This window comes from Haladaptatus sp. DJG-WS-42 (assembly GCF_037198285.1).
In the GTDB taxonomy this organism is placed as follows: domain Archaea; phylum Halobacteriota; class Halobacteria; order Halobacteriales; family Halococcaceae; genus QDMS2.
In genome coordinates, this window is sequence record NZ_CP147243.1 from 287,762 (window position 1) to 303,090 (window position 15,329).

Genomic DNA, 15,329 nt, shown 5'->3' on the forward strand with positions numbered 1-15,329 from the left:
GCCGTGAGCAAAGGCACCGACTACATCGCCGCGGCGAACGAGGCGCTCAGAGAGGCCTACGAACAGCCGATGTCTCTGGCTGAGTACGTAGACGTCATCCTCGACAATCCGCGGTTGGCAAGCCACGCGACCAAGTACCTCCTCGAAGCAATCGAGAGTGCCGGGACGCGCACGGTCGTTGAAAACGGCGAGGAGAAACAGCGCTACTGTTTCTTCGACGACCCTTCACACGACGGCGAGCACGCGATTCTTGGCAACACGGAGTCGCTCAATGCCTTCGTCGACGACCTCCGGTCGATTGCGGCGCGCCGGGGCAAAGATGAGAAAATCATCTGGCTCCACGGCCCGACGGCGACCGGAAAATCAGAGCTCAAACGCTGTCTCATCAACGGCCTGCAGGCCTACTCGATGACCGAGGAAGGCCGACGCTACACTGTTGAGTGGAACATTAGTTCTGCGAACACCACGGGTGGGCTCACCTACGGCGACGAAGTCGAACTCACCGAAGACGACTGGTACGAGAGTCCGGTACAGGTACACCCACTCACGGTTTTCCCGCGCGAGGTTCGCGCCGAGTTATTGAGAGAACTCAACGCCCGGCCGGGCGACCACATCGACGTGGTCGTCGAAGGCCGACTCGACCCGTTCTGCCGCGAGGCGTACAACTTCCTAGAGGAGAAATATCGCCGCGAGGGCAAACACGACCTCTTCAGCGCCATCACGGACCCAAAACACCTGCGCGTGAAGAACTTTGTCGTGGATATCGGACACGGCGTGGGCGTCCTCCACTCGGAAGACGACGGGACACCAAAAGAGCGCCTCGTCGGCTCGTGGATGGGCGGAATGCTCCGCGAACTCGACTCGCGCGGGCGCAAGAACCCACAGGCGTTCAGCTACGACGGCGTGCTCTCACAGGGCAACAGCGTCATCACGGTGGTCGAAGACGCCGCCCAGCACGCAGACTTACTCCAGCGCCTGCTCAACGTGCCCGACGAGTCACAGGTAAAACTCGATAAGGGCATCGGGATGGACATCGACACGCAGTTGGTCATCATCTCGAACCCCGACTTAGAGGCGCGACTCAACCAACACGCAGAGCGCAACGACCAAGACCCACTGAAGGCGCTCAAACGCCGCCTCGACAAACACGAGTTTGGCTACCTGACAAACCTCAGTCTCGAAGCGGAACTCGTCAACCGAGAAGTCACGAACAAGCGCAACGTGTGGACAGTGACCGATTACGACGAGGTCAGAGACCTCATCCAGCAACCAGTTCGCCTCCAGGTGCGTGGTGGCGACCGCGATACGGTCGTTGAAAAAGAACTCGCGCCACACGCAATCGAAGCGGCGGCGCTCTACAGCGTCGTCACCCGCCTCGACAACGAAGACCTGCCTGCGGGCTTGACCCTCGTTGACAAGGCGTTGTTGTTCGACCAAGGCTACCTGCAAGAAGGCGACGAGCGCAGAGATATCGACGACTTCGAATTCGACCCGGACAGCCGCGATGGCGAGCGCGGGATTCCCGTCACCTTCACCCGCGACATCATCGCAGACCTGCTCAACCACGAGCAAGACCGCTATCACGCGACGCTGCCGGTCGAACACGTCATCATGCCACGCGACCTGCTGAACGCGATGGCAAAGGGCCTCGCAGAGGCTCCGGTGTTCTCCGCAGGGGAGCGCGCCGAGTTCGAAAATCGTGTCGTGACCGTGAAAAAACACATCTTCGACCAGCAAGAGCAGGACGTCATACAAGCGATAATGCGTGATAAGCGCGTTGACGAAGCGACCGTTGAGGAGTACATCGAACACGTCTACGCGTGGGCAAACGACGAGCAGATTGTGAACGCCCGCGGCGAGTCGGTTGACCCCGACCCGCTCAAAATGAAAATCTTCGAGACCGAACACCTCGGGCGGTTCGACGGCGAGGACTACCGGTCGAACAAACCAACGGCACCGGTCGAAGATTTCCGCCGCGAGAAAATCATCACGGCGCTCAACCGCCATGCGTGGCAAAACCGGGACGAAGACTTCCATGTCCGGGACGTGAACTTGAAAGAAATCCCCATCATCAAAACCGTGCTCGAACTGCACGACTGGGACGATGTTAAACGGATTTACCCGGACTTCAACCCTCGGCAGTGGGACGACCCGGCAACCGGCACGGAGACGACGACCGTGAAAGCGCACACGATCAAGAACATGGTCGAACTGTTCGACTACTCTGAGGCGTCTGCGGAGCTCACGAGCCGTCACGTCATGAAAGAGGTGGTACACAAATGGGACTGAGAGACGACGTTGAGCGCTACCGTGAGGTTGGCGAAGAACGCCGCCAAGACTTAGCCGAGTTCATTCAGTACGGCGACCTCGGCCGCAGCCTGCCCCACGAGGTGAAAATCCCCATCAAAATCGTGGATTTGCCCGGCTTCGAGTACGACCGCAGGGACCGTGGTGGCGTCGGGCAGGGCCAAGGCGGCACCCCCGACGTGGGAGCGCCCGTTGGCCAGCCACAACCAGGCGACGGCGAGGACGGCAAGCCCGGCGGGGAGGGTGGCGACCACGAGTACTACGAGATGGACCCCGAGGAGTTCGCCCAAGAGCTGGACGAAACCCTCGGTCTCGACCTCGAGCCGAAGGGCAAGGAAATCGTCGAAGAGATAGAGGGTGACTACACGGACATCACCCGAACCGGCCCCTCCAGCACGCTCGACTTCGAGCGGATGTTCAAAGAGGGGTTAAAACGGAAGCTGGCCTTCGACTTCGACCACGACTACGTCACCGAGGCGCTGAAAGTCGAGGGCTGGGGGCCAAAAGAGGTGTTCGAGTGGGCGCGCGCCCAGCACATGCCCGTCTCGCGTGCGTGGCTCGATGACCGCTATGCAGACATCCCAGACGAAGACCGCGCGACGTGGCCCTCGATAGAGAAGATGGAGGAGAACGTCGACCAAACAACCTCCATCGAGCGCATCCGCCGCGACGGTATCCGTCACCTGCCGTTCCGCCGCGAAGACGAGCGCTACCGCTACCCGGAAATCGTCGAAACCCGCGAGAAGAACGTCGTCGTGGTGAACATCCGCGACGTGTCCGGGTCGATGCGCGAGACCAAACGCGAACTGGTCGAACGCGTGTTCACGCCGCTCGACTGGTATCTGCAGGGTAAATACGACAACGCAGAGTTCGTCTACATCGCCCACGACGCAGAGGCGTGGCAGGTCGAACGCCCCGAATTCTTCGGGATTCGTTCCGGCGGCGGGACGAAGATTTCCTCGGCCTACCAACTCGCCAAGGTCATCCTCGATGAGGAGTACCCGTGGGCCGAATGGAATCGCTACGTGTTCGCCGCGGGTGACAGCGAGAACTCCTCGAACGACACCGAAGAGCGCGTCATCCCGCTGATGGAGGAAATCGACGCGAACCTCCACGCCTACGTGGAGACCCAGCCGTCGGGGAACGCCATCAACGCGACCCACGCAGAAGAGGTCGAACGCCACTTCAAAGAGAGCGACAACGTGGCGGTGGCCTACGTCACCAGCCCTGAGGACGTGTTAGACGCCATCTACACCATCTTGAGCACGGAGGAAACATGACCGGAGACGACTACGAGACCCGAAACGTTGCCGCACAGTTAGCAGAGCCGGTGCGCGAAGCGAACGCGCTCGCGCGAAAACTCGGCCTCGAACCGTACCCGGTCAACTACTGGGTCATCGACTACGACGAGATGAACGCGCTCATCGCCTACGATGGGTTCCAGACGCGCTATCCCCACTGGCGCTGGGGGATGAAGTACGAACAGCAACAGAAACAGACGCAGTTCCTCGGCGGCAAGGCCTTCGAAATCGTCAACAACGACAACCCGTCGAACGCGTTCTTGCAGGTGTCGAACTCGATGGCAGACCAGAAGGCCGTCATCACGCACGTCGAAGCCCATGCCGATTTCTTCCGCAACAACCGCTGGTTCCGGCTCTTTGCAGAGACGCAACCGAACGCGGCGGCGATGCTCGCCCGTCACGCAGAGACGATTGGCGAGTACATGGCCGATTCGGACATCGACCGCTCTGAGGTCGAAGCGTGGATCGACTCCATCCTCTGTCTCGAGGACAACATCGACCAACACCGGCCGTTCCGGTCTGCGTCGTATCGCGCCTCGCGGCTCCCAGACGAAGAGGACATCGACGAGCGCCTGAAGAGCCTCAACATCTCGGAGGAGGTGCTGCATGAGGTGTTCGACGAAGAATGGCTCGAAGCCCGCCGGAAGGGCGACGAGACGCCGACGTTCCCACCCGAACCGGAAAAAGACGTCCTCGCGTTCCTCTGGAGCTACGGCAAGCAGTTCGACGAAGAGAGCGGCAAGGCCCGCGACATGGAAGAGTGGCAACGCGACGTGCTCGAAATCCTTCGGCGCGAGTCCTACTACTTCGCCCCCCAGAAGATGACGAAAATCATGAACGAAGGGTGGGCGGCCTACTGGGAGTCGATGATGATGGGCGAAGAGCACTTTGCAGGTGCGGACGAGTTCATCAGCTACGCAGACCACCAAGCGAAAGTGCTCGGGTCGCCCGGCCTAAACCCGTACAAACTCGGGAAGGAACTCTGGGAGTACGTAGAGAACACGACGAATCGCGCGATGGTGGCAGAACGTCTACTCCGCATCGAGGACGTGACGTGGCGCAACTTCCACGACGTCATCGACTTCGATGCGGTGATGGAGTCCTTGCAGCCAGATGCGATGGTCGATTCGATTCGGAGAGAAACGCTGTCGAATCTCGACCCGGACGACCCGCGCATCGACGCAGACGCACTCGAACTCGCCAAAGCAGGCGAGATTGACGTAGACGACTACCCGTGGAAGGTGCTCACCTTCGAAGGGCTTGCAGAGCGCCACTTCTCGCTCGTCAAACACCAGAATCAGGGGTTCATAAAGCGCATCACCCAAGAGGAACTCGAACGGCTCTCGCGGTATATGTTCGACGACGCGCAGTACGCGACCGTCGGCGAGGCGCTTTCCGAGGTGGACTTCACGAAAGGCTGGGACCGGATGTTCGAAATCCGCGAGAGCCACAACGACGTGACGTTCTTAGACGAGTTTCTCACCCAGGAGTTTGTCGATGAGAACCATTACTTCACCTACGAGTACGTCCAAACGACGCGTGATTTCCGCGTGACGAGCGTGGACTACCGCGACGTGAAGAAGAAGCTCATGTTGCAGTTCACCAACTTCGGGCGACCGACGATACTCGTCCTCGATGGGAACTACAACAACCGCAACGAGTTGTTGCTGGGCCACCGCTACAACGGCGTCATGCTTGACTTAGAGCAGGCAACGCAGGTGCTAGAGCGTGTGTTCGACCTCTGGGGACGCCCTGTCTCACTCAAGACGATTATCAAAGAAGTCGATGACCACGCCATCGAAGTGGCTCGCCGTCGCGACCGCGAACCGGAGCCAGAAGAGCGTGGCAAGCTCATTCGCTACGACGGCGAGACGGTGAGCGTCGAAGACCTGCCGTGGGAGGAAGTCGAAGCCATCGCCGCAGACGATGTGGATTACGACACGAAACCAAAAGAGTGGCTGGCCTGAGCCAGCCACAGGTTTTTGACGGTTAGTTCGAGTTCGACTGCACCGTTTTCGCCGCTTGCTCGCCGTAAATCCGCGTGATTCGCTCCTCGAATTGGTCTACGATGTTGCGGCGTTTCATCTTCATCGATGGAGTGAGCAAGTCGTTTTCCGCCGTCCATTCCTCGGGGACGAGTTCGAACTGCTTGATTCGCTCAGACTTGCTGAACTGCTCGTTTTTCTCGTCGATGTCCGCCTGTACCCACTGTTTGACGCGTGGATGGTCACACAGTTCGGCTTTCGAGTCGGGAAGGTCGATATTCTCGCGCTTTGCCCACTCACGTAAGCTCTCGAAGTTCGGCACAACAAGCGCGGCGACGAACTTCTGGTCGTCGCCGAGCACCATGATTTGCTCGACGCGCGGACTCGTCGCAAAGGCATCTTCGATAGGGCCGGGTGCGATGTTTTTCCCCGTCGAGAGGACGAACAGTTGTTTCAGGCGGTCGTGGTAGATGAGGTAGTCGTCCGGGCCACGTTCGACGATGTCGCCGGTTCTGAACCAACCGTCTTGGGTGAACGCGGCGGCGGTAGCTTCAGAGTTCATCCAGTAGCCTGTGGAAACGTTTGGCCCTTTGACGAGGAGTTCACCGATTTCACCGCTCGCCTGCTTGCGTTGGTCGTCCGCAACGACGGTCGTGTCGAACTTGATGGAGACGTCCATGAGCGGGACGCCGAGGGTTCCAGGGCGCGGGTCTTCCGGTGGGTTCACCGTCAACACGGGCGCGGTTTCGGTCAGCCCGTAGCCTTCGAGGATGGGGAGTCCCATGCCGTTGAACAGCTCTGCAAGCTCCTTTGAGAGGCTGCCACCGCCGGAGATGAACATCTCGATGTTCCCGCCGAGTTGGTCTTTGACCGTCGAGAAGACGAGCCGGTCTGCGATGGCGTACTTGATGGTGAGCAGGGTGTCGGGGTTCTCAGAACGGTAGTGCGCTCGTCCGATGTCGATAGCCCAGTTGAAGATGCGCTCTTTGAGCGGTGATTGGCTCGCCTGCTCGCGCATCGAGTCGAAGATGCGTTCGTAAACGCGCGGGACGCTCGTCGCCGTCGTCGGGCGAACGATAACAATGTCATCGCCAACGGTGTCGGAACTCTCTGCGTAGGCAACCGTGCCCCCGGAGGCGAACATGACGAAGTGGCCCGCGGTTCGTTCGAAGACGTGAGCAAGCGGGAGAAATGAGAGTGCCGTCGTATCGGTGTCGATGGTCGGGACAGAGGGGTCGCGGTCAGGTCGCGGGGCGAATCGTCGGCGAATCTGATTCACGTTCGCGCGGAAGTTGCCGTGAGTCAGGCGGACACCCTTTGGCTTGCCCGTGGTTCCGGACGTGTAGATGAGGCTTGCAAGGTCGTCGAGTGAGCGGGTTGCAAGCCACTCCTCGTAGGCGTCTGGGTCGAACGTCGCTGCGCCCCGGTCGTGAACTTCTGCGAGCGTGTAGATGTCATTGCGGTCGTAGGAGGAGTCGACCGCGTCCATCACGACAATAAAGTCGAGTTTGAGGTCGGCTTCAACGTCGAGCACGCGGTTGAGCAACTCCTCATTTTCGACGACCACGCCGCGTGCGCCGGGGTTTGCGAGCAGGTATTCGACTTGCGTTGGCGAGGATTCGGTGTAGACTGTGGTCACGACGCAGCCAGCAGCAAGGAGAGCGAAATCAGTCTGTGCCCACTCCATTCGGGTGTCTGCGAAAATGCCGACGCGCGTGCCGTCTTCGACGCCAAGGTCGCGAAAACCAGCGGCGAGGTTGCGGACGATGTCGCGCATGTCCGCGTAGGTGAGCGAGGCGTACTGTCCGTCCGGCGCTTCGGGAAGGATGTCCGGCGTCAACGAGCGGTTGTAGATGCCGCCTTTGTACAACTGAGCGTCGTGGGCGGCGTTGCGCTCCGCGCTCGCCTCGAACAGCCGTGGAATTGTGTCATCGCCAATGACCTCGTCGCTATACTCCCGCTCTGCCGTGAGCCACTCGGCTGTCGTCATACTCCTGTCATTGAAGTCACGGGTTGTAACTGCTTCCCCTCTTATCGCCTGCGTTATTTATCCAGACACAACCCGACAGGAGCCGTTGTCCACGTCGCCTCGCGTGACCGAAGCAGTGCAATCCACACCAATTTGTGCCGCCCGTCAACCAATGGCAACCACCCCATCTACGGGTCGATACGGGCGCGAACCCACCAGAAATAATGTGCATAATATCCGAACAGTCCTGTCCGATTTACTGAATCTACAATTAACAATAATTAAGTTTATCTACTGAGACGTAGACTTTTGGATTGATGACTGCACGACAGTACACTGACGGTGAAAACACCGGCGCGCCAATCGTTCCACTCGTCGAAACACCAACACACATCAAGACCGACGGTGGCCAAAAAGACCAGCGCGCGTACCTTGAAGAGATGGTCTGGAGCCACTACATCTGAGGTTCTGCGACAGGGTGGGGAAACCATATTTTTCTGCGTCAATGTGTTCGTGAGTGAGAGCGATACTCAACGCACAAGATGCAGCGTAGCAGAACAACAATGTTGAGTGACAACTGGACGATTTGAAATTGGAAAAGTGCTCCGTCAGGGATTTGAACTTCACTCGCTCGTTGCACTCGCTCAAGCGTTCAATCCCTTCCTCCACATTCTGTACTCGCAACTACCTCGCTATCGCTCGGTAACTTGCTTCGAGAGAAATGCTCCGTCAGGGATTTGAACCCTGGTCATCGGCTCGAAAGGCCGAAATGATTGGCCGGACTACACCAACGGAGCGCTTACTGCGTTTCGCGCTACGTGCCACACGTCACTTCGTTCCGTGTGACAACGGAGCTCACTTCGTTCGCTCCGAGCATCGACGGACTTCGTCCGTCTCAACAACGGAGCACACTTGCTCATTCGGTCAGACAGTGGAGCTCATCCACCTGCTGTCGACCGGTTTCCCCTGCTTCGTCAGGGTACATTACTGCGTTTTGCGGAGAAAAGTTTAAACGTTCCGTTCCGTCGCCGCTGTGTTATTTGCCCGCAAACTCTGGGTCGCGCTTCTCCATGAACGCGGAAATACCCTCCATGAGGTCTTCTGTCGCCATCAGGTGCCCGAATGCGTTCGATTCGAGCGCGAGTCCGGCGTCGATGTTCTCCCAACCACGGAGCATCGCTTCTTTCGTCATCGACTGTGAGATTGGCGGGCCGCCGGCCAGTTTCGCGGCCAGTTCGTGGGCACGCTCCTCGAACTCGTCGTTCGGGACGACTTCGTTGAGGACGTTGTACTCGTACATCGTCTCCGCGTCGAAGCGCTCTGCGGTGAAGATGATCTCCTTTGCGCGGCTCATGCCGATGAGCCGTTGGAGGCGCTGGGTGCCACCCCAGCCCGGCAGGAGGCCGAGGCTGTGTTCTGGCAGGCCAATTTCTGAGCGTTCGGAGGCGATGCGCAGGTCTGCGCACATCGAGAGCTCGAACCCGCCGCCGAGTGCGAAGCCGTCGATGGCCGCGAGCACGGGCATCGAGCAGGATTCGAGCTTGCCAAAGGTTTCTTGGCCTTTCTTCGAGAGGTCGATGGCGTCGAGTGGGTCTGCGCTTCCAGCCATCGAGGTGACGTCTGCACCAGCGGAGAAGGCGCGCCCGCCCTTGCCGGTGATGAGGATTGCGCGAACCTCGTCGTCGTCTTCGAGGAGGTCGATTGCGGCTGCGAGGTCATCCAGCATCTCCTCGTTGACTGTGTTCATGCGCGCTTCCCGGGAGAGGATGAGGTGACCGACCTTGTCGCCGGGGTATTCGATTTCGATGGCGGAGAACTCGATTTCGTCGTCGCTACCGGCGTAGAAGCCGCCTTTGTCTGCGTGTTCGCGGAGGCCGTCAGAGACTTCGTAGCGGGCCGCACCGGTCTTCTCGTGGAGGTCGTCGAGCGTCTCGACGAGGACGGAGAGGCCGACTTCGTCAGCCATCTTCGCCGGGCCGGTTGGGTAGCCACCGCCGAGCATCACGGCTTCGTCGATGTCCTTTGCTGGGGCAACGTCGTTGCCGACAAGGTTGCCGACCTCGTTTGCCATCACGCCAAGCAGGCGGTGTTCGACGTCTTCGCGGCCTGCGTCGGTTGGGATGGTCGCGCCGTCGCCGTCTTCGTAGTCGTAGAAGCCCTTGCCGACCTTCTTGCCGTAGTGTTCTGCCTCGACCGTTTCCTTGAGCAGTGGGCACGGCGCGTAGGCCTCACCGAGCACGTCGTGCATGTAGTCGAGGACGTGGTAGGTCACGTCGTTGCCGACTTGGTCGCCGAGTTCGAACGCGCCCATTGGCAGGCCGAGTTCGAACTTGACGGTCGAATCGACTTCTTCCATCGTCGCGGTCCCGTCTTCGACAATCCAGCAGGCTTCGTTCATTAGCGGGACGAGAATGCGGTTGACGATGAAGCCGGGACTGTCCTTGCGCACGCGGACCGGCGTTTTGCCGAATGACTCTGCGAGTTCCTCGGTCAGGGCGAGGGTGTCTTCGCTCGTGTACGCGCCCGTGATGACTTCGACGAGCGCCATGCGAACGGGTGGGTTGAAAAAGTGCATCCCACAGAATCGCTCCGGGCGGTCTGTGACTTCGGAGAGTTCGGTGATAGAAAGCGAGGAGGTGTTGGTTGCGAAGATGGCGTGGTCGGGGGCGTATTCCTCGACTTCTGCGTACACCTCTTTTTTGATGTCCATCTTCTCGGGGACGACTTCGATAACGAAATCAACGTCAGAGACGGCTTCTTCGACGTCAACGAGCGGCGTGATGCGGTCTAAGGCGGCGCTCGCTTCCTCATCAGAGAGCTGGTCTTTCTCAGCGAGTTTCTGGAGCGACCACTCGATGTTGTCGTAGCCGTTCTGGACGAACTCTTCTTTGATGTCGCGGAGGTTCACGTCGTAGCCAGCGAGAGCGGCCAGTTCTGCGATGCCGTGGCCCATGTTCCCGGCCCCGAGAACCGCAATCGTGTTGATGTCATCAAGTTCCATGGTGTATCTGGTCATACATCCACGACACAGAGGTTTCAACGTTTTCCTTGTGCGATTTTGAAACGCGCGTTGAGTTTATCTACAGGCCTGAAAAACGCTAATTCAGTTTGAAATCGGTTACAAGGAATTAAGTATGCTATGACCATTCACACCCGCATGGAGTTTGGCTTTACCGACGAGCAAAAACAGATTCGAGAAGAGATTCGGCGCTTTGCCGAAAACGAGGTGAAACCCGTCGCGACAGAGTACGACGTCGAAGAAAAATATCCGCACAAAATCATCAAGAAGGCGGGCGACATGGGCCTGCTTGGCGCGAACATCCCAATCGAGTACGGCGGCGCTGGCTACTCGACGCTCGAACTCGCCATCATCATCGAAGAGCTGTTCGCCGCAGACCCCGGCATCGGCCTCTGTCTCACCTCCACTGGCTTCGGCGGCGAGGCCATCATGGAGTTCGGTACCGACGAACAGAAAGAAGAGTACCTCCCCGGCATCGCAAGCGGCGACGCCATCATGGGCGCTGCCATCTCCGAACCCGACACCGGCTCTGACGTGTCTTCTGTCTCCACGAAAGCCGAGAAAGACGGTGACGAGTGGGTGATTAACGGCAACAAGATGTGGATTACGAACGGCTCGGTCGGCGACTTCTTCGTCGTCCTCTGTAAGACCGACCCCGAAGCCGAAGGCCGCTACAACGGTTTCTCCCAGATTATCGTCGAATCCGACCGCGACGGCTTCGAGGCCGACAAGATCACGGGCAAACTCGGCATCCGCGCGAGCGACACCGCTGAACTCATCTTCGACAACGTGCGCGTGCCCGAAGCGAACCTCGTTGGCACCCGTGGTATGGGCTTCCTCCAGCAGATGCAGTTCTTCGACGAGACCCGCACCGGCGTCGCGGCACAGGGTGTTGGCATCGCCAAAGGGGCCTCAGAGCGCGCGCTTGAATACGCCAAAGAGCGCGAGCAGTTCGGCCGCCCAATCGGCGACTTCCAAGCCATCCAGCACAAGCTCTCGGATATGTACACGCGCACCGAAGCCGCCCGCAACCTCACGTACAAGTCTGCGTGGTCGGTGGACAACGAAGATGGCTTGCTCACGAAACTCGCGTCGATGGCCAAGGAATACTCCTCGCGCGTGGCCGTTGACGTCGCAAACGAAGCCGTCCAGATTCACGGTGGTGCAGGCTACGTCAACGACTTCGACGTCGAGCGCTTCTACCGTGACGCAAAAATCACCCAAATTTACGAGGGTACCACGGAGATTCAGAAGAACATCATCGCCCGCGAACTGTTGGGTAAAGGCTTCTAACGCAACTTTTTGAGCGGCGCGCATGAAGCGCGCCGCGAAAAACTTTCATGAAAAAGGTTGCGAGCGCATCCGCGCTCACTTTTCTGACTGGGCACACCTCCCACAACCGCACCGCACAGCACGATTTGTAATCGTTCCGGAACACGACTTCGTCTGAGTTTGCGCACTCGTCTCACAATCACCCGAACTGCAAACCCTCTTCAAACCCCCCGTATTACACGCTGGTAACAATGGTCGTCACCACCCGTGACCTGCGGCCGGTGTTGCCTGCTCACCAGCAGTCGCCACGCCGTACGTGTTGTTGCTGAACGACTCATTTCTACTCGCGTCGCAGCCGACCACTCTCACCCACTCAATCAATGTTCAGCCAACTTTCCGAAGACATTCACACCGCAATCGAAAACGACCCGGCCGCAAAGAGCACCGCAGAGGCGCTTACCTACCCCGGCGTCCACGCACTCCTGTTTCACCGCCTCGCCCACGCGCTGCACACCCGCGGCTTTCGCGTGACCGCCCGCATCATTTCGCAGTTCGCCCGCTTTCTCACCGGCATCGAAATCCATCCCGGCGCGACAATCGGGCGACGACTGTTCATCGACCACGGCATGGGCGTCGTCATCGGTGAAACCGCAATCATCGGCGACGACGTGGTCATGTTCCACGGCGTGACGCTCGGCGGCACGTCATCGAATCCGAAAAAGCGCCACCCGACCATCGGGAACAACGTATTGCTCGGCGCGAACGCGACGTTGCTTGGCCCCATCGAAGTCGGTGACGGCGCGCAGGTCGGCGCTGGTGGCGTCGTTCTCACTGACGTGGCCCCAGACACCACCGTCGTTGGTGTTCCCGCCGAGCCCGTAGAGGACTAGCGGAAACCGCTTTTTACATCCACCTCCTTTCCTGCACTGTGACCGACGCATACGCCCATCTGCGAACGGACTCGACGCTCGCCGCGCTGATTGACGAACACGGCGAGATTGCCGTAGAGCGAGCCGACGACCCCTTTGCTCGCCTCGTGACCGCAATCATCAACCAACAGCTCTCGGTGCAGTCTGCGGCCGCCATCCGCGGGCGGCTGTTCGACCGCTACGAAATCACACCAGACGGCATCCGCGCGGCGGATGAAGAAGGGCTCAGAGAATGCGGCCTGTCGAGTCAGAAAATCCGCTACGTGCGCAACATCGCAGCCCACTTCGAAGACGGCGTCTCCCACGACTACTTCGCGCCGATGAGCGACGAGGAAGTCATCGATGACTTGACCGAGATTACCGGCGTCGGCGTTTGGACGGCGAAGATGTTCCTCATGTCCGTCCTCGCCCGCGAGGACGTGTTCCCGGTCGAAGACTTGGGAATCAGAAACGGGATGACCAAACTCTACGACCTCGAAGACGAGCAGGCGATGGTTGAGAAAGCAGACGACTGGCGACCGTATCGCAGCTATGCGAGTCGCTACGTCTGGCGCGCTATCGACTGAGCGGTAATTCGCGGAGTGACAACTGTCTGTACGTGACTGCCGACGGCAACCAATCTTGTGGCTGGTGTTCACCGCACGCTGAAGCGCCATAAGGAACGGTTTTACGCCACCCTTCCTGAGAGCGTATATGTCCATCAGAACCGCCGCCCGCGCCGTCGTCATCGAAGACGGACGGCTCCTCGTCACCGAAAATGAGACCGACACCAACCGCTGGTATCTGACACCGGGTGGCGGCCAACAGGCAGGCGAGACGCTCCACGACACCCTCCGCCGTGAAGTGCGCGAAGAAGTCGGTATCGAGGTAACGGTGGGGCCGCTGGTCGCCGTCCAAGAGTTCATCCCAGAAAAACACGGCCGACCGGATGGCCAGCAGCAAACGAATTTTCTGTTTCGGTGTGAACGCACTGGCGGCACAGTCGAATCTGCAAACGACGACGACCCGTACCAGATTGGCTGTACGTGGCTCCGCATCACCGACCTCGAAACGGAGGCGTTTTTCCCGAAGGGACTGACGCCGCTGTTGAAGGCCGACGAACCAGAAAAAATGCCGGTCTATCTCGGCGAGACGCGGTAGTTACTCCTCTATATCCTGCTCTTCTTCTTCGTCTTCGGAGAAGTCCTCTTCTGCGAGACGGCGCACGTCGACGTGGTAGTGCTTGAGGATGTCCCGCCCAAGGAGCAGTGGGTAGTCCATGTGACTACGGTCTTCGATGCTTGCGGTGACGGTGTGTTGGGTGCCGCCAATCCCGACGACAAGGTCGACGACCGGGCGAGAGCGCCCAGATTTCAGGCTACCGGATTTGACACGGACGATGTTCTTGATTGGGCCAGTCCCGATTTCCGCGGCGAGTTGCGCGTCAATCGAGGTGCGCTTTGCGCCCGTGTCGGACTTCGCGAGGATGCTCTGACTGCCACGCGTTCCCGAGATAAGCACTTCCTCAGTGTAGCCAACCACGAGCGGCTCGGAGGGTGCCTTCTGGGCGCGACGTGGTTTGCAGGCGGGCACCGAGTCGTCGAGCGTCGCAGAGAGTTCGCGAACGCGCTCTTGGTCGACGTCGCCGCCCGCGGCTTCGATGGCGAGTTTGGCGATGTACGGCGCGGCACTGCGGCCGGTTGCCTCGTAGAGGCCTTTGAACCCAGCGGTCGGGTTGACTTCGAGGACGTACCAGCCGTCTTCACCTTCGACGATGTCCACACCGGCGTAGTCGAGGCCGATGATTTCCTTGGATTTGAGCGCCATCTCGCGCACTTCGTCGGGGAGGCGCTGGCTCGCGTCTTCGACGTCACCGCCAAGGGCGACGTTCGTCCGCCAATCGTCTTCGGGCGCATAGCGGTTCATCGCGCCGATAATCTCGTCGCCGACGACGTAGACACGCAGGTCTCGGTGGCGCTCGCCGTCGCGCTCGATGAGCTTCTGGAGGAACGCCTGCCGGGTCCCGACTTTCGGGTTGACGGGGTCGTCCAGGTCAACGCGCCACGTCCCACCGCCGTGGGTGCCGATGGCGGTTTTGTAGACCGCTTCCTCACCGAATCGGTCGCGGCCCGCGTTCAGGTTGTCGCTCGACAGCGCGAGGAGGGCGTCCGGAACGGAGACGCCGTTCGAGGAGAGTGCGGCGGCGGCGGCGAACTTGTGCATCGCCGTCATCGTCGCCATTGGTTTGTTGAGCATCGGCCGAAGCTTCTCGAACGTCATGGCGAGGCCGAGGCGTTCTGCCGGTTGCTCTACGTTCGAGAGGAGGAGGCGGTTCGCGATGATGTCAACGTCCGGTTTGAACGAGATTTCGCCGTCAACGATGTCAACCTGCGTGTTTTCATCACGCAGCCATTCGGTATCGTAGCCAAGGTCGTCAACAGCGTTGAGAATCGCTTTTGTCTCTTTGCTGTTATGCGTGCTCAAGACGCCCACAGTGATGTCGCCAGTCATTACCCACTCTTTTCTGCCCCCTTCAAAAGTAGTGTCGGTGTTCGTCTCACGGTGAAT

At 59.5% G+C, this 15,329-nt stretch carries 11 protein-coding genes and 1 tRNA gene; 8 read left to right on the forward strand and 4 right to left on the reverse strand.

The genetic code is table 11. The features are described from left to right. Positions 1-3 precede the first annotated feature (3 nt). Genes V5N47_RS01505 through V5N47_RS01515 form a run of 3 tightly spaced genes read left to right on the forward strand, consistent with a single transcriptional unit; the run spans position 4 to position 5,575 of the window. Positions 4-2,289, forward strand: coding sequence for a kinase anchor protein (locus V5N47_RS01505; RefSeq protein ID WP_338729086.1), 2,286 nt, complete (start codon positions 4-6; stop codon positions 2,287-2,289). Further along, positions 2,280-3,587, forward strand: a complete 1,308-nt coding sequence (locus V5N47_RS01510; protein WP_338729087.1) for a YeaH/YhbH family protein — start codon at positions 2,280-2,282, stop codon at positions 3,585-3,587. The genes V5N47_RS01505 and V5N47_RS01510 overlap by 10 nt, the downstream gene beginning before the upstream one ends. Beyond that, positions 3,584-5,575 (forward strand): SpoVR family protein, encoded by a 1,992-nt coding sequence (locus V5N47_RS01515; RefSeq protein ID WP_338729088.1) that lies wholly within the window; start codon positions 3,584-3,586, stop codon positions 5,573-5,575. The genes V5N47_RS01510 and V5N47_RS01515 overlap by 4 nt, the downstream gene beginning before the upstream one ends. A 22-nt stretch (positions 5,576-5,597) precedes the next feature. On the opposite strand, the gene V5N47_RS01520 is transcribed toward V5N47_RS01515, so the two are convergent. Then, positions 5,598-7,583, reverse strand: a complete 1,986-nt coding sequence (locus V5N47_RS01520; RefSeq protein ID WP_338729089.1) for a long-chain fatty acid--CoA ligase — start codon at positions 7,581-7,583, stop codon at positions 5,598-5,600. Between the two features lie 296 nt (positions 7,584-7,879). Here V5N47_RS01520 and V5N47_RS01525 point away from each other — a divergent pair, with 296 nt between their 5' ends. After that, complete coding sequence (locus V5N47_RS01525; RefSeq protein WP_338729091.1) at positions 7,880-8,026, forward strand: hypothetical protein; 147 nt, start codon at positions 7,880-7,882, stop codon at positions 8,024-8,026. Positions 8,027-8,284: 258 nt separating this feature from the next. Here the strand turns inward: V5N47_RS01525 and V5N47_RS01530 are convergent. Both V5N47_RS01530 and V5N47_RS01535 read right to left on the reverse strand, forming a co-directional pair. Continuing rightward, positions 8,285-8,359 (reverse strand) — tRNA-Glu (locus V5N47_RS01530). A gap of 239 nt (positions 8,360-8,598) precedes the next feature. After that, positions 8,599-10,563: a 3-hydroxyacyl-CoA dehydrogenase NAD-binding domain-containing protein gene (locus tag V5N47_RS01535; protein ID WP_338729092.1), complete on the reverse strand. Its 1,965-nt coding sequence runs from the start codon at positions 10,561-10,563 to the stop codon at positions 8,599-8,601. Positions 10,564-10,719: 156 nt separating this feature from the next. Between V5N47_RS01535 and V5N47_RS01540 the strand changes: the two genes are divergently transcribed. The 4 genes from V5N47_RS01540 to V5N47_RS01555 all read left to right on the forward strand — a co-directional run bounded on the left by V5N47_RS01540 (position 10,720) and on the right by V5N47_RS01555 (position 13,922). Next, positions 10,720-11,874: an acyl-CoA dehydrogenase family protein gene (locus V5N47_RS01540; RefSeq protein WP_338730321.1), complete on the forward strand. Its 1,155-nt coding sequence runs from the start codon at positions 10,720-10,722 to the stop codon at positions 11,872-11,874. Between the two features lie 359 nt (positions 11,875-12,233). After that, entirely contained in the window at positions 12,234-12,743 is a 510-nt protein-coding gene (gene cysE, locus V5N47_RS01545; protein ID WP_338729093.1) for a serine O-acetyltransferase, read from the forward strand. A 38-nt stretch (positions 12,744-12,781) separates the two neighbouring features. After that, positions 12,782-13,348 carry a DNA-3-methyladenine glycosylase 2 family protein gene (locus V5N47_RS01550; RefSeq protein WP_338729094.1) on the forward strand — a complete coding sequence of 189 codons (567 nt, stop codon included), beginning with the start codon at positions 12,782-12,784 and terminating at the stop codon, positions 13,346-13,348. A 127-nt stretch (positions 13,349-13,475) separates the two neighbouring features. Next, the gene (locus V5N47_RS01555) at positions 13,476-13,922 is read left to right on the forward strand and encodes an NUDIX domain-containing protein (RefSeq protein ID WP_338729095.1); all 447 of its coding nucleotides are present in this window, start codon (positions 13,476-13,478) and stop codon (positions 13,920-13,922) included. On the opposite strand, the gene V5N47_RS01560 is transcribed toward V5N47_RS01555, so the two are convergent. Further along, complete coding sequence (locus V5N47_RS01560; RefSeq protein WP_338729096.1) at positions 13,923-15,272, reverse strand: RimK family alpha-L-glutamate ligase; 1,350 nt, start codon at positions 15,270-15,272, stop codon at positions 13,923-13,925. It lies immediately after the preceding gene. Between the last annotated feature and the right edge of the window lie 57 nt (positions 15,273-15,329).